This is a genomic window from Pseudomonas sp. 478 (assembly GCF_003254125.1).
Classification (GTDB): Bacteria; Pseudomonadota; Gammaproteobacteria; order Pseudomonadales; family Pseudomonadaceae; genus Aquipseudomonas.
On the sequence record NZ_QKZG01000003.1, the window covers coordinates 390,544 to 415,033 of the forward strand.

At 60.5% G+C, this 24,490-nt stretch carries 21 protein-coding genes and 1 pseudogene; 6 read left to right on the forward strand and 16 right to left on the reverse strand.

Annotated elements, in window-relative coordinates:
• The first annotated feature begins 6 nt into the window (after window positions 1-6).
• The 6 genes and pseudogenes from DFS28_RS08600 (at window position 7) to DFS28_RS31130 (ending at window position 4,397) form a co-directional block, all read left to right on the forward strand.
• Window positions 7-285 carry a twin-arginine translocase TatA/TatE family subunit gene (locus DFS28_RS08600; protein ID WP_074872853.1) on the forward strand — a complete coding sequence of 93 codons (279 nt, stop codon included), beginning with the start codon at window positions 7-9 and terminating at the stop codon, window positions 283-285.
• A 10-nt stretch (window positions 286-295) separates the two neighbouring features.
• Complete coding sequence (tatB, locus tag DFS28_RS08605; protein ID WP_111449385.1) at window positions 296-748, forward strand: Sec-independent protein translocase protein TatB; 453 nt, start codon at window positions 296-298, stop codon at window positions 746-748.
• Complete coding sequence (gene tatC, locus DFS28_RS08610) at window positions 745-1,539, forward strand: twin-arginine translocase subunit TatC (RefSeq protein ID WP_111449386.1); 795 nt, start codon at window positions 745-747, stop codon at window positions 1,537-1,539. Before tatB ends, tatC begins: the two co-directional genes overlap by 4 nt.
• On the forward strand, window positions 1,536-2,243 hold the full coding sequence (locus DFS28_RS08615) for a 16S rRNA (uracil(1498)-N(3))-methyltransferase (RefSeq protein ID WP_111449387.1): 708 nt from the start codon (window positions 1,536-1,538) through the stop codon (window positions 2,241-2,243). The genes tatC and DFS28_RS08615 overlap by 4 nt, the downstream gene beginning before the upstream one ends.
• Before the next feature lie 237 nt (window positions 2,244-2,480).
• Window positions 2,481-3,539, forward strand: a pseudogene (locus tag DFS28_RS31125) (methyl-accepting chemotaxis protein); the annotation flags it as partial.
• Between the two features lie 144 nt (window positions 3,540-3,683).
• The gene (locus DFS28_RS31130) at window positions 3,684-4,397 is read left to right on the forward strand and encodes a methyl-accepting chemotaxis protein (RefSeq protein ID WP_371922130.1); all 714 of its coding nucleotides are present in this window, start codon (window positions 3,684-3,686) and stop codon (window positions 4,395-4,397) included.
• A gap of 156 nt (window positions 4,398-4,553) precedes the next feature.
• Here DFS28_RS31130 and DFS28_RS08625 read toward each other — a convergent pair whose 3' ends face one another.
• The 16 genes from DFS28_RS08625 to DFS28_RS08705 form a co-directional block, all read right to left on the reverse strand.
• Window positions 4,554-5,288 carry an amino acid ABC transporter ATP-binding protein gene (locus DFS28_RS08625; protein ID WP_111449389.1) on the reverse strand — a complete coding sequence of 245 codons (735 nt, stop codon included), beginning with the start codon at window positions 5,286-5,288 and terminating at the stop codon, window positions 4,554-4,556.
• Complete coding sequence (locus tag DFS28_RS08630; protein WP_111449390.1) at window positions 5,281-6,240, reverse strand: amino acid ABC transporter permease; 960 nt, start codon at window positions 6,238-6,240, stop codon at window positions 5,281-5,283. The genes DFS28_RS08625 and DFS28_RS08630 overlap by 8 nt, the downstream gene beginning before the upstream one ends.
• A 147-nt stretch (window positions 6,241-6,387) precedes the next feature.
• Window positions 6,388-7,185, reverse strand: a complete 798-nt coding sequence (locus DFS28_RS08635) for a transporter substrate-binding domain-containing protein (RefSeq protein WP_111449563.1) — start codon at window positions 7,183-7,185, stop codon at window positions 6,388-6,390.
• 211 nt (window positions 7,186-7,396) lie between these two features.
• Window positions 7,397-9,967, reverse strand: coding sequence for a glucans biosynthesis glucosyltransferase MdoH (mdoH, locus tag DFS28_RS08640; RefSeq protein ID WP_111449391.1), 2,571 nt, complete (start codon window positions 9,965-9,967; stop codon window positions 7,397-7,399).
• Window positions 9,960-11,804 carry a glucan biosynthesis protein G gene (locus DFS28_RS08645; RefSeq protein WP_111449392.1) on the reverse strand — a complete coding sequence of 615 codons (1,845 nt, stop codon included), beginning with the start codon at window positions 11,802-11,804 and terminating at the stop codon, window positions 9,960-9,962. The genes mdoH and DFS28_RS08645 overlap by 8 nt, the downstream gene beginning before the upstream one ends.
• 321 nt (window positions 11,805-12,125) lie before the next feature.
• On the reverse strand, window positions 12,126-12,563 hold the full coding sequence (dtd, locus tag DFS28_RS08650) for a D-aminoacyl-tRNA deacylase (RefSeq protein WP_008149496.1): 438 nt from the start codon (window positions 12,561-12,563) through the stop codon (window positions 12,126-12,128).
• Window positions 12,560-13,531, reverse strand: coding sequence for a prolyl aminopeptidase (pip, locus tag DFS28_RS08655; protein WP_111449393.1), 972 nt, complete (start codon window positions 13,529-13,531; stop codon window positions 12,560-12,562). Before pip ends, dtd begins: the two co-directional genes overlap by 4 nt.
• A gap of 114 nt (window positions 13,532-13,645) precedes the next feature.
• Window positions 13,646-14,566, reverse strand: a complete 921-nt coding sequence (locus DFS28_RS08660) for an alpha/beta hydrolase (RefSeq protein ID WP_111449394.1) — start codon at window positions 14,564-14,566, stop codon at window positions 13,646-13,648.
• A gap of 164 nt (window positions 14,567-14,730) precedes the next feature.
• Window positions 14,731-15,678, reverse strand: coding sequence for a choline ABC transporter substrate-binding protein (locus DFS28_RS08670; RefSeq protein WP_111449396.1), 948 nt, complete (start codon window positions 15,676-15,678; stop codon window positions 14,731-14,733).
• Window positions 15,679-15,919: 241 nt separating this feature from the next.
• Window positions 15,920-16,723: an N-formylglutamate deformylase gene (hutG, locus tag DFS28_RS08675; RefSeq protein ID WP_111449397.1), complete on the reverse strand. Its 804-nt coding sequence runs from the start codon at window positions 16,721-16,723 to the stop codon at window positions 15,920-15,922.
• 10 nt (window positions 16,724-16,733) lie between these two features.
• Window positions 16,734-17,939: an imidazolonepropionase gene (hutI, locus tag DFS28_RS08680; RefSeq protein WP_111449398.1), complete on the reverse strand. Its 1,206-nt coding sequence runs from the start codon at window positions 17,937-17,939 to the stop codon at window positions 16,734-16,736.
• A 17-nt stretch (window positions 17,940-17,956) separates the two neighbouring features.
• Window positions 17,957-19,366: an amino acid permease gene (locus tag DFS28_RS08685; RefSeq protein WP_111449399.1), complete on the reverse strand. Its 1,410-nt coding sequence runs from the start codon at window positions 19,364-19,366 to the stop codon at window positions 17,957-17,959.
• A gap of 109 nt (window positions 19,367-19,475) precedes the next feature.
• Window positions 19,476-21,008, reverse strand: coding sequence for a histidine ammonia-lyase (hutH, locus tag DFS28_RS08690; RefSeq protein WP_111449400.1), 1,533 nt, complete (start codon window positions 21,006-21,008; stop codon window positions 19,476-19,478).
• A 114-nt stretch (window positions 21,009-21,122) separates the two neighbouring features.
• Window positions 21,123-22,646 (reverse strand): histidine ammonia-lyase, encoded by a 1,524-nt coding sequence (gene hutH / locus DFS28_RS08695; RefSeq protein ID WP_111449401.1) that lies wholly within the window; start codon window positions 22,644-22,646, stop codon window positions 21,123-21,125.
• Window positions 22,647-22,790: 144 nt separating this feature from the next.
• Complete coding sequence (locus tag DFS28_RS08700) at window positions 22,791-23,621, reverse strand: glycine betaine/L-proline ABC transporter ATP-binding protein (protein ID WP_052962672.1); 831 nt, start codon at window positions 23,619-23,621, stop codon at window positions 22,791-22,793.
• Window positions 23,618-24,469: a proline/glycine betaine ABC transporter permease gene (locus DFS28_RS08705; RefSeq protein ID WP_111449402.1), complete on the reverse strand. Its 852-nt coding sequence runs from the start codon at window positions 24,467-24,469 to the stop codon at window positions 23,618-23,620. The genes DFS28_RS08700 and DFS28_RS08705 overlap by 4 nt, the downstream gene beginning before the upstream one ends.
• Window positions 24,470-24,490: the final 21 nt, after the last annotated feature.

Below are 24,490 nucleotides of genomic sequence, written 5' to 3' on the forward strand. Positions count from 1 at the left end.
AGCGACATGGGCATTTTTGACTGGAAACACTGGATCGTCATCCTGGTTGTTGTCGTGCTGGTGTTCGGCACCAAGAAACTGAAAAACCTCGGTACTGACGTGGGCGAGTCGATCAAGGGCTTCAAAAAAGCCATGAGCGATGAAGACAAGCCAGCTGATCCGACGGTGACACCGGCCCAACCGGTTCCACCTGCGCAGCCACAGACCACTCAGTCGGTGAATCAGCCGCACACTATCGACGTGCAGGCGCAAAAAGTCGAAGAGCCGATCCGCAAAGACGTGTGAGCACTGACTAATGTTTGGTATCAGCTTCTCTGAACTGCTGCTCGTCGGCCTCGTGGCCCTGCTGGTGCTGGGTCCCGAGCGTCTGCCGGGTGCTGCGCGCACCGCCGGCCTGTGGGTCGGGCGGTTGAAGCGCAGCTTCAACGCGATCAAACAGGAAGTTGAACGTGAAATCGGTGCCGACGAGATTCGTCGGCAACTGCACAACGAGCACATTCTGTCGCTTGAGCAGGAGGCGCGGAAGATTTTCACGCCGACTCAGCAGGAGGCCACGCCGGTTCAACCGGTTGAGCCTGTGGCGGAGCAGACGATTCATGCTCCAGTCGCTGCCGAACCTGCACCTGTTGTAGCAGCCGTTGAGCCTGCGCCCGTTGTTGCAGCAACACCGGTTGAACCTGTTACGCCTGCGGCTGCGCCTGTTGCGTCGGCCCCTCATGACCCAACACTGCCGCCGCGAGCCCCATGAGCGATCTCCCCGAAAACGACCAGCACATGCCGCTGGTTTCGCACCTCACCGAGTTGCGTACCCGTCTGCTGCGCTGTGTAGCGGCGATCTTCATCATCTTCGCCGGGTTGTTTGCCTTCACCCAGCAGATCTACACTTTCGTCTCCACGCCGCTGCGCCAGTACCTGCCCGTGGGCGCGACGATGATCGCCACCGATGTGTCGTCGCCGTTCCTGACGCCGCTGAAGCTGACGATGATGGTCTCGCTGTTCCTGGCGATCCCGGTGATCCTGCATCAGATCTGGGGCTTTATCGCGCCAGGCCTGTACAAGCATGAGAAACGCATTGCGGTGCCTCTGCTGGTGTCCAGCATCCTGCTGTTCTATACCGGCATGGCATTCGCTTATTACCTGGTGTTCCCGCTGATCTTCAAATTCTTCGCCTCCGCCACCCCGGCCGGCGTGGAAATGATGACCGACATCAGCAGCTACCTCGATTTCGTCATGACGCTGTTCTTCGCCTTCGGCGTAGCGTTCGAGATTCCGGTGGCCGTGGTGCTGCTGGTGTGGATTGGCGTGGTCGACGTCAAATACCTGAAGAAGATCCGACCGTACGTGGTCATCGGCTGCTTCGTGGTCGGCATGATCCTGACGCCACCGGACATCTTCTCGCAGACACTGTTGGCCGTACCGATGTGGCTGCTGTTTGAAATCGGCATCCTGTTCGGCAGCCTGGTCAGCAAGCGCGGCGAGCACCCTGACGACCAACCGGCCGACGATCACAACGACCAGCCGCCAGCGACTCAACCGTGAACCTGCTGCTGCTCGAAGAGGCCGACTTCATTGCGGCCGACCGGGCGATCCTGCGTGATCGCCGGTTGACGCACATGCAGGAAGTCCACCGCTCGGTTGTCGGCGACAGCCTGCGGGTCGGGCGTATCGGCGGGCTGATGGGCTCAGCCGAACTGCTGCGCCTGGACGCCGATGAAGCCGAACTGCGCGTCACCCTCGACCAGCCACCACCGGCCAAGCTGCCGCTGACCCTGGTGCTGGCCCTGCCACGGCCGAAAATGCTGCGCAGGGTGTTCCAGACCGTAGCGGCCATGGGTGTGCCACGAATCATTCTGGTGAACAGCTATCGCGTCGAGAAGAGCTTCTGGCAAACGCCGTTCCTGGAGCCCGAGGCGATTCGCGAGCAGTTGATCCTAGGCCTTGAACAGGCCCGGGACAGCGTGCTGCCGGAAATCGTCATCGAGAAGCGCTTCAAGCCGTTCGTCGAAGACCGTCTGCCAGCCATTACCGATGGCACCCTTGGCCTCGTCGGCCACCCCGGCAATTACCCGCCCTGCCCTCGTGGCCTGAACGAACCGGTGACCCTGGCCATCGGCCCCGAAGGTGGCTGGATTCCTTACGAAATCGACCTGCTCGGCAAGGCCGGCCTGCAACCAGTGCAGCTCGGCGACCGCATCCTGCGGGTCGAAACCGCCGTCACCGCGCTGCTCGCTCGCCTCTTCTAAGGTCAAACGCCCTACCTGTGGCGAGGGAGCTTGCTCCCGCTTGGGCGCGAAGCGGCCACCGTTTTTCTCCACTAAGAACTCATCCACCGGTTTCACGACGGCTTCGCCGCCGAGCGGGAGCAAGCTCCCTCGCCACAGGTGATTTTGCCTGCCCATATATGGGTAGCACCTACAGATTCCCGGCGGCCAGCCGATACAGTCCCCATAAAACCAACAAATGGTTCGAGGGAGTAGCACATGCACCGATGGCTAGCCGAGAAACTGGGGAACGTCAGCGTCAATCGCAAACTGAGTGTCGGCTTCGGTCTGGTGCTGCTGCTTACCTTGTTGATCACCTTCACCGGTTGGACCGGCCTGAGCGGCGTGATGAGTCGCGGCGATAAGCTGGGGTTCATTGCCAGCCTCAATGACCTGACCAAAGACCTGCGCGTGGCCCGCCTGGAATACGAAATGCGTCGTGGCGAACAAGGCCCCGGTGCGGTCAACGACCTGCTGGGCCAACTCGATACCGGCCTGAAAACCGCGCGCACGTTGATCGAACAACCGGCCGACGTGGCCATGATCGACCAGCAACTGGCCGCCGTCAGTGAATACAAACAAGCCTTCACGATCATGACCCAGGCCGGCGCCAACCGCGAAGACGCCCGCGGCAAACTCGGCGCCACCGCCGACAATGCCGTGGCTCGTGTCGCCGAAGTCGAAAAATCCATGCTGCAAGGTGACAGCGTCGCCGATTTCAACAGCGTGATCGACCTGAGCAAACTGATCCAGCAAGCGCGCTTCCAGGTGCGCGGTTACACCTACAGCGGCAAGACCGAGGCCGAGCAACCGGCTCTGGACGCCATCGACAACGCGCTGAAAAACCTCGAAAGCCTGCCCTCCAAACTGCCGGAACAGCACATCGCCAACCTGCAGCAGGCCACTGACTCGCTCAAGGCCTATCGCGCCGCCGTCAGCCAGTTCCGAGACTCTCAGGTTGCCAGCGCCGCAGCCCTCCAACGCATGGCCGATCAAGGTCAGATCCTGCGCGACACCAGCAAAAAACTCACCGCGTCGCAAACCATCGTCCGGGACACTGACGCCGCGCACGCCAAAAACACGCTCCTAATGGCTACCGCCCTGGCGCTAGCCTTCGGCATGCTTGCCGCGTGGGCCATCACTCGCCAGATCGTGATTCCCCTGAGCCAGACCCTCAAAGTGGCCGAGCGAGTTGCCGCCGGCGACCTGACCCAAAACCTGATCTCTGAGCGTCAGGATGAACTCGGCCAGCTGCAGCGCGCCATGCAGAGCATGACCCTGGGCCTGCGCGAATTGATTGGTGGCATCAGTAACGGCGTCACGCAAATCGCCAACGCTGCCGAAGAACTGTCGGCAGTCACCGAGCAGACCCGCACCGGGGTCAACAGCCAGAAGGTCGAGACCGACCAGGTGGCCACCGCCATGAACGAAATGACCGCCACTGTGCAGGAAGTCGCGCGTAACGCCGAAGAAGCGTCCGAAGCTGCCGTCGCCGCCGACCAGCAGGCCCGTGAAGGTGACAAAGTGGTCGGCGAAGCCATCGCCCAGATCGAGCGCCTGGCCAAGGAGGTCGGCAACTCCACCGAGGCCATGAGCCATCTCAAGCGCGAAAGCGACAAGATCGGCAGCGTGCTCGACGTGATCAAATCCGTGGCCCAGCAAACCAACCTGCTGGCCCTCAACGCCGCCATCGAGGCCGCCCGCGCCGGTGAGGCCGGACGTGGTTTTGCGGTAGTTGCCGATGAAGTCCGGAGCCTGGCCCAGCGCACCCAAAAATCTACCGAAGAGATTGAAGAGCTGATCGTCGGCCTGCAAACCGGTACCCAGCAAGTGGCGACCATCATGGACAACAGCCGCAGCCTGACCGACAGCAGCGTCGAACTGACCCGCCGCGCCGGTGGCTCGCTGGAAAGCATTACCCGCACCGTCTCGGCGATTCAGTCGATGAACCAGCAGATCGCAGCGGCGGCCGAGCAGCAGAGCGCCGTGGCCGAAGAGATCAACCGTAGCGTGCTGAACGTGCGCGACGTATCCGAGCAGACCTCGGCAGCCAGTGAAGAGACCGCGGCGTCCAGCGTTGAGCTGGCACGGTTGGGGACGCATCTGCAGATGCTGGTGGGCAGGTTCAAGGTTTGAGGTGATGTGAATGCCTCGGTTCGCACAGGACCGAGGTGACGCCATCGCGAGCAGGCTCGCTCCCACATTGACCGGCGGCGGACACATAATTTGTGTCTGACACGTAACCCTGTGGGAGCGAGCCTGCTCGCGATAGCGGTTCGACAGGCGCGGAGGTCAGAGGACCTGACGCAAGAAGGCCTGAGCCCGCGGATCCTTCGGTGCATCGAAGAATTCGGCCGGTGAAGCGTCTTCCAGCAATTTGCCGTGATCGAAAAACAGCACCCGATCCGCCACTTCCCGGGCAAAGCCCATTTCATGGGTGACGCACACCATGGTCATGCCTTCCACCGCCAGGGTTTTCATCACATCCAGCACTTCGCCGACCATTTCCGGGTCAAGCGCCGAGGTCGGCTCATCGAACAGCATGACCTTCGGTTCCATCGCCAATGCCCGGGCGATGGCCACACGCTGCTGCTGACCGCCAGACAGGCGCGACGGAAACTCGTTGGCCTTCTGCGCAATACCAACCTTCTCCAGCAACGCCAAGGCCTTGGCCTCGCGCTCCTTCTTGCCACGCTTGCGCACGACTTTCTGGGCCAGGCAGAGGTTTTCCAGCACGGTCATGTGCGGGAACAGGTTGAAATGCTGGAACACCATGCCGACTTCGCGGCGATAGGCATTCACATCGGTTTTCGGGTCGGCCAGTTGCAGGCCGTCGATGCTCACCGAGCCCGAGTCGAACGCTTCCAGCCCGTTGAGGCAGCGCAGGAAGGTCGACTTGCCGGAACCGGAAGGGCCGATCACCACCAACACTTCGCCCTTGGCCACCTGCGTGGTGACGTTATCCACCGCGCGAACCACGTGGCCACGGGTGTCGAAAACTTTTACCAGATCGCGGACTTCAATCACTTTGCGCGAGCCTCCGCTCAAGCCGGCTGGCGATTTTCGACAGCGGCAGGTTGATCAACAGGTACAGACCGGCCACGCAGAACAGGATTTCGAACGGCGAGAACGAGGTGGTGATGACTTCGCGACCACTTTTGAGCAGCTCGGTAATGGCGATCACCGACACCAGCGAGGTGTCCTTGACCAGACTGATGAACTGACCGGCCAGCGGTGGCAGCACCCGTTTGAACGCTTGCGGCAGCACCACGTGGCGCATCGACTGACCCGCGCTCAGGCCCAGGGAGCGCGCGGCTTCGTTCTGGCCACGGGCGATGGATTGCACGCCGGAACGGATGATTTCCGCCACATAAGCGCCGGTGAACAGCGACAACGCAGCGATCCCGGCGAACTCCCGGGAGAGGTTCATCACCGTGCCGATGAAGAAGTAAAAGATGAAGATCTGCACCAGCAGCGGCGTACCGCGCACCAGCTCGACGTAGATCGTCGAAAGATCGCGCAGGGTCGGGTTGCTCGACAGTCGGCACAGGCCCGTGGCCAGGCCGATCAGCAGACCGAGCACACCTGAAACCACGGACAACCACAAGGTGGTCCAGAGCCCCCACATCAGCGGTCCGGCGGCCCAATGGCGGGTCACACCGATCACGTCGCCTTCGGCCACGTCATCACCTTGGGCGACTTGCAGGCTGTTGTCATCGACGGTCAGGTGCTGCTCGACGCCGGCATCGTTGCGCAGGGTGACTTCTGCCTTGTCGCCTTTGCGCACCAGTTCGCTGACGGTGGAGATGTCGGCGACACGCTGGGATTCTTCGGCGTGGTAGGCGAAGTATTGCGGCACACGGTTCCAGCGCCATTCGTAGGACATCAGCGAGGTGGCGTAATACAACGCGCCGGCCAGGCCGATCAGCAGCAGCACGGTTAAAACGTGCCACGGCCATTGGGCTTTTTTCTGTTTCATGGGTTTAACAAAATCCGAAAGTTGTGTCGCCAGGAAGGCCGTCATCGCCAGCAGGCTGGCTCCCACAGGGGATTTGTGTACGCCACAGATCCAGTGTGGGAGCCAGCCTGCTGGCGATGGGAGCGACGCGGTCTAACTGACCGGGGGTTATTCCATGTCCTTGAGCCAAGCGGTGTCTTTGAACCACTTGTCATGGATACGATCGTAGGTGCCGTCTTCGTGGATCTGGCGCAGGAAGTTGTTGATGAAGTTGATGCTGTCGTAGTCACCCTTCTTCAGACCGAAGGCCAGCGGCTCGTAGGTGAACGGCTTGTCGAGGAACACCAGTTTGCCGTTGCCGACCTTGTTAACCGCCACAACGTTGTAAGGCGCGTCGTAGATGAAGGCGTCGGCCTTGCCGTTGACCACATCAAGCACGGCTTCCTGCTCGTTGTCGTAGCCGTGGTACTTGGCCTTGGAGATCAGCTTTCTGGCGACCATCTCGCCGGTGGTGCCGAGCTTGGAAGTGATGCGGTAGTCGGCGGTGTTCAGGTCTTTATAGGACTGGATGGTGCCTTCCAGTTCCTTGCGGATCAGCAGGGTCTGGCCCACCACGATGAACGGTTCGCTGAAGTTCAGGCGCAGGTTGCGTTCCTGGGTCAGGGTCATGCCGCTGCCGATCATGTCGAACTTGTCGGTGAGCAAGGCCGGGATAATGCCGTCGTAGCCGGTGGAAACCATCTCCAGCTTGACGCCCATGGCCTTGGTCATGGCTTTGAGGATGTCGACTTCGAAGCCGATGATCTCACCGCGCTTGTTGGTCATTTCGAACGGCATGTAGGTCGGGTCCATGCCGACTTTCAGCGTGCCACGCTTGACCGCGTCATCGATGGCACCGGCGTGCGCCGCGCTGACTGCAACCAATGCCGTGACGCCGACCAGCAGCATCGAGAGATACTTCTTCATCTTCAAGTCCCCAAAACCATCGCGTTGTGAGGCGCGCAAACCGCTGATTTTCCTTTGAAAACCGGCAGATACGAACAGAAAGTTGTCCGGGCGCACCAATTCGGGGACGGATGCTAACGCACTCGTTCGTTTGCACAAGGGCTTACACAGGATTTGTTACTCGACGCCGATCAGCAGCGCAAAAAAAACCCCGCTTTCGCGGGGTTTCTTGTCAGGCCAACTGAGGCTGCTCACTCAGCGGTTTGAGCGGCAACAGCGGCGCATGGGGGTCGGCGTTCACCGATTTACGCCACGCTTCCAGCCACTCGGGGTGACCTTCGCTCCAGATTTGCTCATGCAGACGACCCAGTGCTACCGGGTCACTGAGCAGTTGCACGCGCTCATTGTTGTTCAGACCCTCAGGCCCGACTTTCAGCGCATGACGCACCCGTTCGACCCGCAACCATTCGATCGGCTCGGCCTCACGGTGGCGTGAAGTCGCCAGCGAGCACGCCAAGGCGTTCTGCTGTGGATCGACCACTGCCCGGACGAAGCCGTCGTTCAGCGCATGCCAACGGTTTTCGTGGGTGTACTGGTCGGTCGCCAGCAACGCCTGTGGCGGATTGTATTCCTCAGGGATCAGGAACAGGCTTTCGTCACGGGACTTGAGGCCCAGGCCAACTCGACTGGAGATCACCGACACCGGAATCGACAGCATCAACGAACCGACGATCGGCACCAGCCACCAGAGGAAGCTCGGGTTCAGCCAGATCACCAACAGGGCCCAGAAGAAGCCCAGCAAAGTTTGCGGACCGTGGCGTTTTACCGCTTCGCTCCATGGCGTGGAGTCGTCGTCACGTTGCGGCGAGTTCCACGTCGCAGCCCAGCCGAGGAACGCGGCGAGCACGAAGCGGGTGTGGAAAATCATCCGCACTGGCGCCAGCAACATGGAGAACAGCATCTCCAGCAGCATCGACAGGGTCACCTTGAACTTGCCACCGAACTCTTTCGCGCCCTTGGCCCAGATCAGGATGACGCTCAACAACTTAGGCAGGAACAGCAGCACGACGGTGGTCGAGAACAGCGCGATCGCCTTGTCCGGATGCCATTGCGGCCACAACGGATAGAGCTGACGTGGCTCAAGGAAGTACTGCGGCTCCATCAACGTGTTGACCGCCAGCAGCGCCGTCGACAGCACGAGGAAGAAGAACCACAACGGCGCCGACAAGTAAGACATCACGCCCGTCAGGAACACCGCACGGTGCACCGGGTGCATGCCTTTTACCAGGAACAGGCGGAAGTTCATCAGGTTGCCATGACACCAACGACGGTCACGCTTGAGTTCGTCCAGCAGGTTCGGCGGCAATTCTTCGTAGCTGCCCGGCAAGTCGTAGGCAATCCACACGCCCCAGCCGGCACGGCGCATCAGAGCCGCTTCGACGAAGTCGTGGGACAGAATTGCACCGGCAAACGCGCCTTTACCGGGCAACGGCGCCAGGGCGCAGTGCTCGATGAATGGCTTCATGCGGATGATCGCGTTGTGGCCCCAGTAGTGGGATTCGCCCAACTGCCAGAAGTGCAGACCGGCGGTAAACAGCGGACCGTACACGCGGGTGGCGAACTGCTGCATGCGTGCATACAGCGTGTCCATGCCAGACGCGCGCGGCGCGGTCTGGATGATCCCGGCGTCCGGGGTGGCTTCCATCAAGCGCACCAGACTGGTCAGGCAATCGCCGCTCATCACGGAGTCCGCGTCGAGCACGACCATGTACTTGTAATCACCGCCCCAACGACGGCAGAAGTCGTCGAGATTGCCGCTTTTACGTTTGACGCGACGGCGACGGCGGCGATAGAAGATCTTGCCGAAGCCTTTGGCTTCACGGCAGACATCCAGCCAGGCTTGTTGCTCGGCGACGCAGATATCGGCGTCGTTACTGTCGCTGAGGACAAAGAAGTCGAAGCGATCCAGGCTACCCGTGGCCGCAACCGACTCGAAGGTCGCCCGCAAACCGGCAAACACCCGCGGCACGTCTTCGTTGCAGATCGGCATCACCAGTGCGGTGCGAGCGTCCTTGGGGATCGGCTCGTTGCCGGCGCTTTTACCGGAAATGCGGTATTTGTCGTGACCGGTGAGCAACTCGAGGAAGCCCATCAACGCGGTCCAGAAACCGGCCGACACCCAGCAGAACAGAATCCCGAACAAGATCAGGATGCTGGTTTGCAGCGCATACGGCAGCACTTGCGTAGCCGTTTGCGACAGCGGTTGATGCAGCACTTCGTTCAGGTCGACGAACGACCAGCCCTGGTACGGCATGATGCCCTTCATGTACCAGCCGGCGACGATGGTCTGGCCGAGCATCAGCACCAGCAGGATGTAGCGGCGGATCGAACCGACGGTGCGCCAGCGAGCGGCCGGCAGCACACGCTCATCCTTCGGCGGGGCCGGCGGATTGGTGCGACCGGTCAGACGACGCCAGCCACGCACCAGAATGTTGGTGCGCCACGGCTCCGGCACGACTTTGGTCCGACGAATCGGCGGGGTTGCCCGCAGGCAAACCCGGCCGCTGGCGTCGAGCACCAGCATTTCAGCGTCGGCCAGTTCTTCGGCGGTGTTCAGGGTCAAACGACGACCCACCGAAGCTTGAGCAGCCTCGGTCGGCGCGTCGAACGTCGAGGACGAAAGGCGCTCATGCAATTCGCTGAAAGACTGGCAGCCCGCGAGTTCCGCGCGCTGCTCGTCGGTCATTGGCAGATGCGCCAGATACTCGGCAAGAGTCTCTGGCTGTACTTGAGAATTACTCATCGGCAGGCAACTGATAGCTCCAGGTCTCGGTCAAGACTTCTTCAGTCGGTACCGATTCCGGTGTGGCTGGGACCGCTTCGGCAGCGACTGGCTGCTTGGCGTCTTTGTTGTCCTTGTCCTTGGAATCTGCGGCTGGCTTGGCTGCGGCCGGTTTGGCTTCAACCTGCTTGGCATCAGCTTGCTTGGTTTCCTTCGCGTCCTTGGCTTCCTTGTCCAGCTTCTCCTGCTGCCGAGCGGCAATCTTGTCAGCCTTGGCGACGGAAGAATTGGATGCCGGCAACGATGTTTTGGCCAGGTCGGCAGTCACGGCGTTCTTGACCAGCGCTGCACGCATCTCGGTAGGCTTGCCCGGATCCTTGATTTTCATCCGCAGCGTCAGGCGCCAGCCCTTGGTTTCAGGGTTGTAACGCACGCTGTTCTCGACCAGCTCGGCATTCTCGCCAACGCTGACCTGGCTACGAATTTCCGTATCGTCCGGCAATGCCGAAAGGGACGGGCCTTCGAAGTCCACCAGGTAGGCAACGCTACCGTCCGGCTGACGAATCAGGTTGGACTGTTTCACGTCACCCGTGGAACGCAGGGTCTGCTGGACCCAGGCGCTGTCCGGTGCGTGAAGCGCGGCTTCGTCGATGGTCCAGTGCATGCGATAAGCGACGTCCAGCGGCTGGCCAGGCTCAGGCAGTTTTTCCGGACTCCAGAACGCAACGATATTGTCGTTGGTTTCGTCGGCAGTCGGAATCTCTACCAGATCGACGGAGCCCTTGCCCCAATCGCCTTTTGGTTCGATCCAGGCACTTGGGCGCTTGTCATAGCGGTCGTCGAGGTCTTCGTAGTGGCTGAAGTCGCGGCCACGTTGCAGCAGGCCGAAACCGCGCGGGTTCTCGATCGAGAAGTTGCTCACCGACAAGTGTTTCGGATTGTTCAGAGGGCGCCAGATCCACTCGCCGTTGCCGGCATGGATCGACAGACCGCTGGAGTCATGCAGTTCACGACGGTAGTTCAGCACTTTCGACGGCTGATTGGCGCCGAACAGGAACATGCTGGTCAGCGGCGCAACGCCAAGCTTGGTGACCTTGTCACGCAGGAACATCTTGGCCTTGACGTCGACAACGGTGTCGCTGCCCGGACGCAGGGTCAGGCGATAGGCACCGGTCGCGCGTGGCGAATCCAGCAGCGCAAAGATCACCAGATGTTTGTCACCCGGTTGTGGCTGTTGAATCCAGAACTCGGTGAAACGCGGGAATTCTTCGCCGGACGGCAAAGCGGTATCAATGGCCATGCCGCGAGCGGACAAGCCATAGGTGTGACCCTTGCCGACAACGCGGAAGTAACTCGCGCCGAGCATGGTCATGATTTCGTCTTGCTTGTCAGCCTTGTTGATCGGGTACAGCACACGGAAACCGGCATAACCCAGTTGTTCGGTGGATTTTGGATCGAACTTCACGTCGCCGAAATCGAAACGACTTGGGTCGTATTTGATCTCTTCGACGGTATTAGCTGTGATTTCGTTGATTTTCACCGGCGTATCGAAATGCATACCCTGGTGATAGAAAGACAGCTTGAACGGGGTTTTCTGACCGGCCCACTCGGCTTTTTCGGTCAGGAAGCGAATTTTTTGATAGTCCGCGAATTTCATCTCGCGGAACTCGTTCGGCAGGTTACTGCGCGGAGCTTCGTATTTCTGCCCGGCCAGCTCTTTTGCCTTGACCGATACATCATCCAGATTGAATGCCCAAAGCTGACCGGCGCTGAGCAGGCAGAGCAGTGCAGAGCCCGCTACCAGAGCGCTTCGTAACCGTTTGGCAGACAATTTTGCATTACAGGGACTAACAATCACGAGCAACCCTCGCCGAAAACAGATCAAAAAACCAACGGCCAGTTAAAGTGCCTGTGAGGTTTACGGCATGAAAAAACCGACCCTACAGACCACTCTTGCCAAGTTGGCGAGCATTGTTCCGACTCCCATGGGGCTAAATGATTCCCCAAGAGGTCCAGGACAAGTCTCTACCTAAGTCAAAATGGACCAACGAACGCTGATCCCCGTAGCGCGCGATTATCTAGTAGGCCGCGTTACAACGCATCAGGGGTAACAAAGTATTTATCGCGAAAAACGCCTGTTTTCAGTCGAAAAGCCCTTAAAAACATGTTTCAAGCGCTTTCAGGTCTGTAACAGGAAGGTGACCGGGCCGTCATTGACCAGGTGCACCTGCATATCCGCGCCGAATCTACCTGATGCCACAGTGCCATGCACCTGTTTCGCCTTACCTAATAGATAGTCGAAAAGCTCCTCGCCCAAGGCCGGAGGGGCAGCGGTCGAAAAACTCGGGCGCAACCCGCTCTTGGTATCGGCGGCCAGGGTGAACTGTGAGACCAGCAGCAACCCACCGCCTACATCCGCCAGGGACAGATTCATCTTGCCCTCGGCGTCACTGAACACACGATAGTTAAGCAGTTTCTGCAGAAGTTTGTCGGCGCTCGCCCGAGTATCCTCAGGCTCAACCGCCACCAGCACCAGCAATCCCTGATCGACGGCGCCAACCACCTCCCCCGCTACCTCGACTCGCGCGCCACGCACGCGTTGCAGCAGGCCCTTCATGCTTCTTCAGGGGCCAGGTCGAGCAGACGATGGGCCATCAGATCGGCGGCGCGAACCAGTGCGTCAGTAATGCCAGGTTCGGAGGCGGCATGGCCGGCGTCACGGATCACCTGCAATTCACTGTTCGGCCAGTTCTGATGCAGTTCCCAGGCGTTGTCCAGCGGGCAGATCACGTCGTAGCGACCGTGGACGATCACGCCAGGCAAATGGGCGATCTTGCCCATGTCGCGGATCAGCTGGTTGGGCTCAAGGAACGCATTGTTGGTGAAGTAGTGACATTCGATGCGGGCGATAGACAGCGCGCGCTGTGGCTCGGAGAAACGATCGACCACCATCGGGTTCGGGCGCAGGGTGGCGGTCCGGCCTTCCCAGGTAGACCAGGCCTTGGCCGCGTGCATCTGGGCAATCTGATCGTTGCCGATCAGGCGCTTGTGGAAAGCCGAGAGCAAGTCTTCGCGCTCGTCCAGCGGGATCGGCGCGATGTAGTCCTGCCAGTAATCGGGAAACAGACGACTGGCGCCACACTGGTAGAACCACTCGATTTCCTGCGGACGGCAGAGAAAAATCCCGCGCAGAATCAGACCGTGCACGCGCTCCGGGTGGGTTTGCGCGTAGGCCAGTGCCAGGGTCGAGCCCCATGAGCCGCCGAACAACACCCACTTATCGATGCCAAGGTGCTGGCGAATTCGCTCAAGGTCGGCGACCAGATCCCAGGTGGTGTTGTTTTCCAGGCTGGCGTGGGGCGTTGAACGACCGCAACCACGCTGGTCGAAGGTCACAATGCGATACAGGTTCGGATCGAAATACCGACGGCTCTGGGCATCACACCCGGCGCCGGGGCCGCCGTGGATGAACACAACGGGCAAACCTTCCGGCGAACCGCTTTCGTCGACATACAGCGTGTGGGTTTCATCGACGGCCAGATCGTGCCGGGCGTGGGGTTTGATCTGCGGGTACAAAGTCTGCATTGCGCGCTCCGTAAGGGGTCGAGGTCATCCCTGGGGGGACTTCTATTATTCTGCCGTCCGGCATCATAAACCCGAATTACGCCAATGAGCATGCCTTGCAGAGTCAGAGGTTTTTCAGCGCGTTTTTTCAGACAAATAGCCGAGCAGCGTTTCATAGAGTGCGTCGACCTCAGCGACCTGCCCCCGAGCCCGCAAACAGCCGTGGACCAACCCCTCGCCGTAACAAAGCGTCGCGGCCACGCCTGCTGCGTTCAGTCGCTCGGCGTAGAGCATGCCGTCATCGCGCAGCGGGTCGAATTGCGCCACGGCGATCAAGGCCGGCGGCAACCCACTGAAATCCTCGGCAAGCAACGGCATCGCATAGGCACTTGGCTGTCCGGTGCCGCGCAAGTACAGGGCGTGATAACAATCCAGATCGCTGCTGCTGAGCAAAGGAGCATCGACGCATTCCCTGCGCGACGGCAATCGGTGATCACCGCCCAGCCCCGGATAAATCAGCACCTGCGCCGCCGGCAATGGCTCGCCCGCATCGCGTAACGCCAGACACAACGCCGCCGCAAGGTTGCCACCGGCGCTATCCCCGGCCACCAGCGTTCGCTCGGGATCGAGCCGGAATGGCCCGGTCCGTAGCGCGCGCCAGACACCCAGACAATCCTCGAACGCCGCCGGAAACGGATGTTCCGGCGCCAACCGATAATCCACGGCGATCACCAGCACGCCGAGCGTCGACGCCAGTTCGGCGCAGATGAAGTCGTGGGAATCCAGGTCCCCCACCACCCAACCGCCGCCGTGCAGATACACGATGCACGGGCAACCGCTGGTCGGTGGTGAAAACGGCGGTTGATAAAACCGCACCGGCACGCCGGCCAATTCGAAATCCACCACATAAAGCCCGGCGGGACGTGAAGGGGTGAACGCCCGGCACATGTCGCTGTAGGCCTGACGCAAACCGGCGAGGCTGCTGTCGGTGCTGTTGAAGCTGACGGTTTTCTCGACGAAAGCCGTCATCTGTTCAGAAAGCGGGTAAGGAGCCATGAGCCGGTGCCCGTTCAAGGAAATAGGTAGGTCACCCCCCCCTGTGGGAGCGGGCTTGCTCGCGAAAGCGGCGGATCAGTCAACATTGTTGTCGTCTGACCCGCCGCTTTCGCGAGCAAGTCGAATCGTCGCACCGCCGCTCCCACAGGGTTTTGCGGTTGTGGTCAGTTTTTCAAACTGGCCTGAACGGTGGCCACGCCATCCTTGCCATCGAGACTGCTGACACCGGCAAGCCAGCGTTGCAAATCTTCTGGATGGTCGCGCAACCACTGTTTGGCAACATCCTGCGGCGTCTTGCGCTCCATGATCGGCACCATCAACTGGCTTTCCTGGGCGGCGGTGAAGGTCAGGTTTTCCAGCAAGCGATTGACGTTCGGGCAGCGCTGGGCGTAGTCCGGGGCGGTCACAGTGGAGACGGTGGCGGCGCCCTCGTTCGGGCCGTAAACGTCTTCGCTGCCGGTCAGGTAGGCGATCTTCATGTTGATGTTCATCGGGTGCGGGGTCCAGCCGACGAACACCACGAATTCCTTGCGATTCACCGCTCGCTGAACGGCGGCAAGCATGCCGGCCTCGCCTGACTCGATCAGTTTGAAATCCTTCAAACCAAATTGGTTGGTCTCGATCATGGTTTTGATGGTGGTGTTGGCGCCACTGCCCGGCTCGATGCCGTAGATCTTGCCGCCGAGTTGGTCCTTGAATCTGGCGATATCGGCGAAGGTTTTCAGCCCCGCTTGGGCGACGTACTCAGGTACGGCGAGCGTTGCCTGGGCGTCGGCCAGGCTCGGTTTTTCCATGACTTTCACTTGATTGGCAGCCAGGAACGGCGCGATGTTTTTGTCCATCGCCGGTTTCCAGTAACCGAGGTAGATGTCCAGACGCTTGTCGCGGATGCCGGCGAAGATGATTTGCTGCACGGCGCTGGTTTGCTTGCTTTCGTAGCCGAGGCCATTGAGCAGTACGTCAGCCATGCCGCTGGTGGCGATCACGTCGGTCCAGTTGACCACGCCCATGCGCACGGCCTTGCAGGAAGCGTCATCACTGGCCAGGACGCTGGTGCTCAGCAGAGCAGTGCCGCAGAGGATTGAGAGACAGCGGGTAAACAGTCTTTTCATTGGGGAGGTTCTCGTGCGGCAGCGGATTATTGTCGGGCCGGTGTCTTTGTGCACCGTGCCCGGAACATTACGCAGCGTCGAGAGGGTAAAAGCGAACTGTAGCGACCGTGTTTTGCACGGTGGCGACTTGGTAACAAAGTGCTTTACCTGTGGGAGCGGGCTTGCTCGCGAAAGCGGTGGGTCAGGCAACATTGTTGTTGCCTGACATGCCCTCTTCGCGAGCAAGCCCGCTCCCACAGGGTTATGCGCTGTAGTGTTTCTCGCCCCAGGCCAGCAGCCCTTGCAGCAATTCCTTGAGCACCACTTGCGTCGGCGCCGCCAGGTCCGGGCGATAACGGAACGGCTCGAACTCTTCCATGTACGTGCACTGGCCCAACTCCAGTTGCACCGCATGGATGTTTTCGGCCGGATTGCCGTAATGCCGGGTGATGTGGCCGCCCTTGAAGCGACCGTTCAGCACATGGCTGTAATCGCCGTGGCGCGCGCAGATGGCTTCCAGCTGAGTGGCCAACTGTGGATCGCAACTGGCGCCGTTGAAGGTGCCAAGGTTGAAGTCCGGCAGCTTGCCGTCGAACAGGTGCGGGATGATCGAGCGGATCGAGTGCGCATCAAACAGCAGCGCATAGCCGAACTCGGCTTTCAGTCTCGCCAGTTCCTGCTGCAAGGTCGTGTGGTACGGCGTCCAGATCTGCTCCAGGTAAGTCGCGCGCTCTGCGGCCGATGGCTCATGCCCTTCGCGGAACAACGGAATACCGTCGAACAGAGTCGCCGGGTACAGGCCGGTGGTCGCGCCGGCATACAAAGGCTTGTCGTCGGACGGTCGATTCAGGTCGATGACAAAACGCGAGTACTCGGCGGCCAAGGTGCTGGCGCCAAGCTCGGCAGCAAATTCGTAAAGCTGCGGGATATGCCAGTCAGTGTCCGGCAGGCTTTTCGCGTCGGGGATCAACCCGGCTTCGACCGTCGGGGTCAGGCGCAGGCCGGCGTGGGGCATGCTGATCAGCAGCGGTACGCGACCTTGTTTGAAGTTCAGAACCTTATCCACAACTGTTCTCCTAAATGCTCACTTCAACGCCGTGACGCACGACGCGTTTTTCCAGGTCACCGCCCAGCCAGTACGACAGGTCGGCCGGACGATCGATTTGCCAGGCGACGAAATCCGCACACTTGCCGACTTCCAGCGAACCGTGGATTTCAGCCATGCCCAGCGCGGTAGCGGCATGAATCGTTGCACCCGCCAAGGCTTCTTCCGGGGTCATACGGAAACAGGTGCACGCCATGTTCAGCATCAAACGCAACGACAGTGCCGGCGAGGTGCCTGGGTTGAGGTCGCTGGCGATGGCGATTTTCACGCCGTGTTTGCGCAGCGCCTCCATCGGCGGCAATTGGGTTTCCCGCAGGAAGTAAAAGGCGCCGGGCAGCAGCACCGCTACGGTACCGGACTTGGCCATGGCGATGGCGTCGTCTTCGGTCATGAATTCCAGGTGATCGGCCGACAGTGCGTGGTAACGCGCGGCCAGACTTGAGCCATGCAACGACGACAACTGTTCGGCGTGCAGTTTCACCGGCAAACCGAGCTGCTGCGCGGTGATGAACACCCGCTCGACCTGCGCGGGCGAAAACGCCAGGTATTCGCAGAACGCGTCCACCGCATCCACCAGCCCTTCGGCGGCCAGGGCCGGGAGCATCTCGGCGCAGATGTGATCGATGTAGTCGTCGGCACGGTCTGCGTATTCCGGCGGCAAGGCGTGAGCGGCCAGGCACGTGCTGCGCACGCTGACCGGCAGTTCGGCGCCGAGACGGCGGATGACCCGCAGGATCTTGCGTTCACTGGCCAGGTCCAGGCCGTAGCCGGATTTCATTTCGACGGTGGTCACGCCGTCGCGCATCAGGCTCTTCAGACGCTTGGCGGCGCTGGCGAACAGTTCATCTTCAGTGGCCGCGCGAGTGGCGCGCACGGTGCTGGCGATGCCACCACCGGCCGCTGCGATTTCTGCATAGCTGACGCCTTGCAGACGCTGCTCGAATTCACCGCTGCGGTTACCGCCGAACACCGTGTGGGTGTGGCAGTCGATCAGGCCCGGCGTCACCCAGGCCCCTTTGAGATCATTGACTGCCGGGTACTCGCCCGCCGGCAGTTCAGCGCGTGGGCCGATCCACTCAATGTGCGCTCCTGACGTCACGATGGCCGCATCCTCGATGATCGAGTAGGCGCCTTGCGCCATGGTTGCGACGTGGCAGTGTTGCCAGAGAGTTTTCATCCGTGGCCTCCGTTAGGTTATCGATGAGAAAAAGAAGGTTCCCGCTCCACCGGTACTGTCTTGCCTGCCGCCGGTTTCACCCACGTCAGGTAGGCCAGCACCAGCAATACAATCCAGACCACGCCGACGATCAGAGCCGCCTGGGTGTCCGGGAAATAGCCCAGCACGCCAAAGATGAACAGCATGAAGGCAATCGCCGCCATCGGCGCATAGGGCCAGAACGGCACCGGGAATTTCAGTTGGGCGACCTGGTCGGCACTCATGGAGCGACGCATGGCCACTTGGGTGAACAGAATCATCAACCAGACCCACACCGTCGCAAAGGTTGCGATGGAGGCGATCAACAGAAATACGTTTTCCGGAATCAGGTAGTTCAGCAGCACGCCCAGCAGCAACGCGACACTCATCACCACTACCGTCATCCATGGCACGCCATTGCGCGACAAGCGGGCAAAGCCCTTGGGCGCATGCCCTTGCTGGGCCAGACCGTACATCATGCGGCCAGCGCCGAAGATGTCACTGTTGATCGCCGACACTGCCGCCGAGATCACCACGATATTGAGAATGGTCGCCGCCGAGCTGATCCCCAGGTTGTCGAAAATCTGCACGAACGGGCTACCTTGGCTGCCAATCTGCTGCCATGGAAAGATCGACATCAATACGAACATCGTCAGCACGTAGAACAGCAGGATACGCAACGGTACGGCATTGATCGCCCTGGGCAGCACGCGCTGCGGGTCTTTGGCTTCACCGGCGGTCACGCCGATGATTTCAATGCCGCCAAATGCAAACATCACTACCGCAAACGAAGCGATCAGGCCGCCCACGCCGTTGGGCATGAAGCCGCCATGGCTCCAGAGGTTGCTAATGTCGGTCGCCTGGGCGCCCGGTGCCGTGCTGATGCCGAACAACATGATGCCGAAGCCACCGAGGATCATCGCGACGATGGCCGCGACCTTGAGCAGCGACAGCCAGAACTCCATTTCACCGAAGACTTTGACGTTGCACAGGTTCAAGCCGCCGACCACCGAAACGATGCCCAGTACCCAGATCCAGCGGGCGACTTCCGGAAACCAGAAGCCCATGTAAATACCGAATGCGGTGACGTCGGCCATGCCGACGATGACCATTTCAAACGCGTAGGTCCAACCGAGGATGAAGCCCGCCATCGGCCCAAGATACGTGCTGGCGTAGTGGCCGAAAGAGCCGGCCACCGGGTTGTGCACCGCCATCTCGCCGAGGGCGCGCATGACCATGAACACCGCCGCGCCACCGATCAGGTAAGCGAGCAGGACCGCAGGACCGGCCATTTGAATGGCCGAGGCAGAACCGTAAAACAGCCCGGTGCCGATCGCCGACCCCAGCGCCATGAAGCGAATATGTCGGGCAGAGAGCCCGCGTTTCAAACCTTTTGCTGGCTGTTGCATTGCTCGTCCTTAATTATTCTTATTCGACGCTAATCAAATCGCGAGCAAGCTCGCTCCCACAGGTTCAGCGCAATCCAATGTGGGAGCGGGCTTGCTCGCGAATAGGCCATTACAGGCTCGGCAGCAACTTCGCCGTAACCAGCTCATTCAGGCAACGCGTCGCCAACAACTCGCTCGCCGCATTGATGTCCGGTGCGAAGAAACGGTCTTTCTCATAGAACGGCACTTCGGCACGCAAGATGGCACGAGCCTTTTCCAGCTTCGCAGAGGTCTTCAGACCTTCACGCAGGTCGAGGCCCTGAGCCGCCGCCAACCATTCCACCGCGAGAACACCACGAGTGTTTTCGGCCATTTCCCACAGACGCTTGCCAGCAGCCGGCGCCATGGAAACGTGGTCTTCCTGGTTCGCGGAAGTCGGCAGGCTGTCCACCGAGTGCGGATGAGACAGCGCCTTGTTCTCGCTGGCCAGTGCGGCAGCGGTCACCTGAGCGATCATGAAGCCGGAGTTCACACCGCCATTGGCCACCAGGAACGGCGGCAGTTGCGACATGTGCTTGTCCATCATCAGCGAGATACGACGTTCGCTCAGGGAACCGATTTCAGCGATGGCCAAGGCCATGTTGTCGGCGGCCATGGCGACCGGTTCGGCGTGGAAGTTACCGCCGGAGATCACGTCGCCTTCAGCGGCGAATACCAGCGGGTTGTCCGAAACGGCGTTGGCTTCGATGGCGAGCACTTCGGCGGCCTGACGGAACTGAGTCAGGCAGGCGCCCATGACTTGCGGCTGGCAGCGCAGGGAGTACGGGTCCTGGACCTTTTCGCAGTTCTGGTGCGAGTCGGACACTTCGCTTCGCTCGCCCAGCAGATCGCGGTAAGCGGCAGCGGCGTCGATCTGGCCTTTCTGGCCACGAGCAGCGTGGATGCGCGCGTCGAACGGCGAGCGCGAGCCCAGCACGGCTTCAACCGTCATACCACCAATGGCCAGGGCGCCAGCAAACAGGTCTTCGCCTTCGAACAGACCACGCAACGCGTAAGCGGTGGACACCTGAGTACCGTTGAGCAGCGCCAGACCTTCTTTGGCAGCCAGGGTCAACGGGGTCAGACCGGCCACTTTCAGTGCTTCGGTGGCTTCCATCCACTCGCCTTTGTAGCGAGCCTTGCCTTCGCCCAGCAGCACCAGCGACATGTGGGCCAAAGGCGCCAGGTCGCCGGATGCACCGACTGAACCTTTCAATGGAATGTGCGGGTAAACCTCGGCATTGATCAGGGCGATCAGGGCGTCGATCACGACGCGACGAATGCCGGAGAAACCACGGCTCAGGCTGTTGACCTTGAGCACCATGACCAGTCGAACCAGCGCGTCGCTGATCGGCTCGCCAACACCGGCAGCGTGGGACAAAACGAGCGAGCGCTGGAGGTTTTCCAGGTCTTCGCTGGCGATACGGGTCGAAGCCAGCAGGCCGAAACCGGTGTTGATGCCATAAGCGGTGCGGTTCTCGGCGAGGATCTGTTCCACGCAGGCAACGCTGGCTTCGATCTGGGCCGAGGCACTGTTGTCGAGGGTGATTTTGACCGGTTGCTGATAAACATCACGCAGTTGGGCAAGGCTCAGTTGGCCGGGAATAAGGTTTAACGCAGTCATTTCGTGCTCCTTTTGAGAGTTTTTATTAACTCACCAGACGCTCCGGAGATGTCCGTTGTCCGTCGCGTCTCGCCTTCTGGGGAGCCGCGCCTTGGCACGCTGGTGTGGTGGAAATCAGTTCAGGTTCGGTAACACTTTGTGCAGCAAAATCGGGTCTTTCAAAACGGCGGCAGCACTGGCGATGTCCGGTGCCAGCCAGCGGTCCTGATCATAGGCCGGGACTCGCTCGCGCAGCAGGCGCCAGGCAGCATCGGTGCCGGCCCCGAAGCGTTGCTCTTTCAAGAACTCAAACGCCTGAGCCGCCAGCAAGTACTCGATGGCAAGGATCTGCGTGCAGTTTTCCAGCGCGCGATGAAGCTTCAGCGCGGCGTTGGTGCCCATGCTCAAGTGGTCTTCCTGCAGGCCAGAGGTGACGTAGTTGTCGAGTACCGCCGGTTGCGCTAACTGGCGGTTTTCCGCACACAGCGAAGCGGCGACGTACTGGACGATCATCATCCCGGAGTTAACCCCCGGGTTGGCCACCAGGAATGCCGGCAAACCGCTGACATGCGGATTGATCAAGCGGTCCAGACGACGTTCGGCGATGGAGCCGATTTCAGCCATGGCGATGGCCAGCAAATCCGCCGCCAAGGCCACGGATTGACCGTGCGGGTTAGCCTGGGACATCACGCGGAAGTCGTCCGGCGTACCCAGCAGCATCGGGTTGTCGGTGACCGAGTTGAGTTCGGTTTCGATTTGCTTTTTCGCGTGTTCGAGCTGATCGCGAGCGGCGCCGTGAACTTGCGGAATCGAGCGAATGCTCAGCGCATCCTGAGTACGAATGCCTTTGCTGCTGGCGATCACTTCACTGCCATCGAGCAACGCACGCAGGTTGATGCCGACTTGCTGCATGCCTGGATGCGGTTTGAGCGCGATGATCTCGGCATCGAACGCGGCAATCTGACCGCGCTGGGCTTCGAAGCTCATGGCACCGATCACGTCGGCCCATTGCAGCAGACGTGTCGCGTCGGCGAGTGCCAGGCAGCTGAGGCCGGACATGCACGGCGTGCCGTTGACCAGGCACAGGCCATCTTTGGCGCCGAGCTGAACCGGCTGCAGACCTTCTTCGGACAGGGCTTGCTGCGCGGAAACGATCTGCCCGCGATAGCTGACAGTGCCGACACCCAGCAGCGCAATGCTGATGTGGGCCATGTGGGTCAGGTAACCCACCGAACCCTGGGACGGCACTTGCGGGGTGATGCCGCGATTGAGCAGCGCCAACAGGGCTTCGACCACCCGGCGATGAATGCCGGATTTACCGTGGCTGTAGTTGCGAATCGCAGCGCAGATGATTGCGCGGGTCTGTTCGTCGGCCAAGGGGGCGCCGACGCCACAGGCGTGACTGAGCAGGGTGTTGCGCGACAATTGGCTGAGTTGTTCGTCTTTGAGCGAGACATTGCACAGCGCGCCGAGGCCGGTGTTGACGCCATAAGCGCGCTCGCCGCTGACGACGATGCGCTGGACGATGGCCTGGGCATTTTCGATCCGCGCCCAGACCTGTGGTGACAGCTCAAGCTGTGCGCCATGGCGGGCGACGGCAACCACATCCTGCCAACGCAACGGGGCGTCGGCGATAACGATTTTTTCAGCCTGGGACATCTTCAACCTCGTGCGTACAACTTTGATATTGATGCAGCTTTGCCGACGCTATCGCGAGCAAGCTTTGCTCCTACGGGGTTTCACCGCGGATCTGTAGGAGCAAGGCTTGCCCGCGATGAGGCCAGCAAAGTCACTGCAAATCTCTTAAACCACCGCAGCCCGACGTTGTACGAACCGGTCGACATACTCATCCGCCGGCGAATGCAGGATCTCTCTTGGGGTACCTACCTGAATCAGGCGGCCATCCTTGAGAATCGCAATGCGGTTGCCGATGCGCACGGCCTCGTCGAGGTCGTGGGTGATAAAGACGATGGTCTTGTGCAGGGTCTTTTGCAGCTCCAGCAACTGGTCCTGCATTTCCGCGCGAATCAGCGGGTCGAGGGCGCTGAACGCCTCATCCATCAGGATGATGTCGGTGTCCGCCGCCAAGGCGCGAGCCAGGCCCACACGCTGACGCATGCCGCCCGAGAGCTGATGCGGGTATTTGTTTTCGTAGCCCTTGAGGCCCACGGTGTTGATCCAGTGCAACGCACGCTCGGAGCACATTTGCTTGGTCTCGCCACGCACTTTCAGGCCGTAGGCAACGTTATCCACCACGGTCTTGTGCGGCAGCAGGCCAAAGCTCTGGAACACCATGCTGATCTTGTGCCGGCGAAATTCGCGCAGGGCTTCCATGTCGTATTGCAGGATGTCCACGCCGTCCACCAGGATCGCGCCGCTGGTCGGGTCGATCAGGCGATTGAAGTGGCGCACCAGGGTCGACTTGCCGGAACCCGACAGGCCCATGATCACGAAGATCTCGCCGGTGCCGATGCTCAGGGACAAATCGTTCACGCCGACCACGCAGCCGGTTTCGGCCAATACCTGGTCCTTGGTCTTGCCCTGGCCAATCATGGCCAGCGCGTCCTTGGAACGGTTGCCGAAAATCTTGAAGACGTTTTTGACTTCTATCTTGCTGATGGCTTCGTTGTTCATTTGCTCACCTCATGCCGTGCCCGACCATACGCCTGAGTAATACGGTCGATGACCACAGCCAAAATCACGATCGCCAGACCGGCCTCAAGACCACGTCCAACGTTGAGGGTCTGAATCCCCACCAACACGTCCTCACCCAAGCCACGGGCACCGATCATCGAGGCAATCACTACCATCGACAGGGCCATCATGGTGGTCTGGTTAATCCCGGCCATGATGCTCGGCAGGGCCAGCGGAAGTTGCACACCAAACAGTTGCTGCCAGCGGTTGGCACCGAAGGCGTTGATCGCTTCCATCACTTCGCCGTCGACCTGGCGAATACCCAGATCAGTCAGGCGGATCAGCGGTGGTGCGGCGTAGATCACGGTGGCGAAAATCGCCGGGACCTTGCCCAGGCCGAACAGCATCAGCACTGGGATCAGGTACACGAAACTCGGCATGGTCTGCATGATGTCCAGCAGCGGCATCAAGATCGAACGCAGGCGATTGCTGCGCGCCGAAAGAATGCCCAGCGGAATGCCGATCATCACCGAAATGATGGTCGCCACCATCATCAGCGCCAGGGTCTGCATCAGCTTGTCCCAGAGGCCAACCGCGCCCACGAGGAACAACAAGCCTACGATCACGGCGGTGGTCACGACTTTGCGGGTCGCGTGCCAGGCAACGCCCGCCACGATCGCCAGCATCAGCCACCAGGGCGCCGCACGCAGCAGCCCTTCAAGATTGACGATGGCCCACAACAGGGTGTCGGAGATGTGCCGGAACACGTCGCCGTAGTTGGTGACCAGCGAATCGACCCAACTGTTGACCCAGTCGGCGATGGAAAAGGTAAAGCTTTCGGGAAACATAAGAGACTCTCAATCAAGGGG

Excerpts from the sequence above, each read along its gene's own strand:
- DFS28_RS08600 (WP_074872853.1), top strand. The coding sequence starts at position 7 with ATGGGCATTTTTGACTGGAAACACTGGATCGTCATCCTGGTTGTTGTC.
- tatB (WP_111449385.1), top strand. The coding sequence starts at position 296 with ATGTTTGGTATCAGCTTCTCTGAACTGCTGCTCGTCGGCCTCGTGGCC.
- tatC (WP_111449386.1), top strand. The coding sequence starts at position 745 with ATGAGCGATCTCCCCGAAAACGACCAGCACATGCCGCTGGTTTCGCAC.
- DFS28_RS31130 (WP_371922130.1), top strand. The coding sequence starts at position 3,684 with ATGAACGAAATGACCGCCACTGTGCAGGAAGTCGCGCGTAACGCCGAA.
- DFS28_RS08630 (WP_111449390.1), bottom strand. The coding sequence starts at position 6,240 with ATGAAACAGAAAAAAGCCCAATGGCCGTGGCACGTTTTAACCGTGCTG.
- DFS28_RS08635 (WP_111449563.1), bottom strand. The coding sequence starts at position 7,185 with ATGAAGAAGTATCTCTCGATGCTGCTGGTCGGCGTCACGGCATTGGTT.
- mdoH (WP_111449391.1), bottom strand. The coding sequence starts at position 9,967 with ATGAGTAATTCTCAAGTACAGCCAGAGACTCTTGCCGAGTATCTGGCG.
- dtd (WP_008149496.1), bottom strand. The coding sequence starts at position 12,563 with ATGAAGGGCCTGCTGCAACGCGTGCGTGGCGCGCGAGTCGAGGTAGCG.
- pip (WP_111449393.1), bottom strand. The coding sequence starts at position 13,531 with ATGCAGACTTTGTACCCGCAGATCAAACCCCACGCCCGGCACGATCTG.
- DFS28_RS08660 (WP_111449394.1), bottom strand. The coding sequence starts at position 14,566 with ATGGCTCCTTACCCGCTTTCTGAACAGATGACGGCTTTCGTCGAGAAA.
- DFS28_RS08670 (WP_111449396.1), bottom strand. The coding sequence starts at position 15,678 with ATGAAAAGACTGTTTACCCGCTGTCTCTCAATCCTCTGCGGCACTGCT.
- hutI (WP_111449398.1), bottom strand. The coding sequence starts at position 17,939 with ATGAAAACTCTCTGGCAACACTGCCACGTCGCAACCATGGCGCAAGGC.
- DFS28_RS08685 (WP_111449399.1), bottom strand. The coding sequence starts at position 19,366 with ATGCAACAGCCAGCAAAAGGTTTGAAACGCGGGCTCTCTGCCCGACAT.
- hutH (WP_111449400.1), bottom strand. The coding sequence starts at position 21,008 with ATGACTGCGTTAAACCTTATTCCCGGCCAACTGAGCCTTGCCCAACTG.
- hutH (WP_111449401.1), bottom strand. The coding sequence starts at position 22,646 with ATGTCCCAGGCTGAAAAAATCGTTATCGCCGACGCCCCGTTGCGTTGG.
- DFS28_RS08700 (WP_052962672.1), bottom strand. The coding sequence starts at position 23,621 with ATGAACAACGAAGCCATCAGCAAGATAGAAGTCAAAAACGTCTTCAAG.
- DFS28_RS08705 (WP_111449402.1), bottom strand. The coding sequence starts at position 24,469 with ATGTTTCCCGAAAGCTTTACCTTTTCCATCGCCGACTGGGTCAACAGT.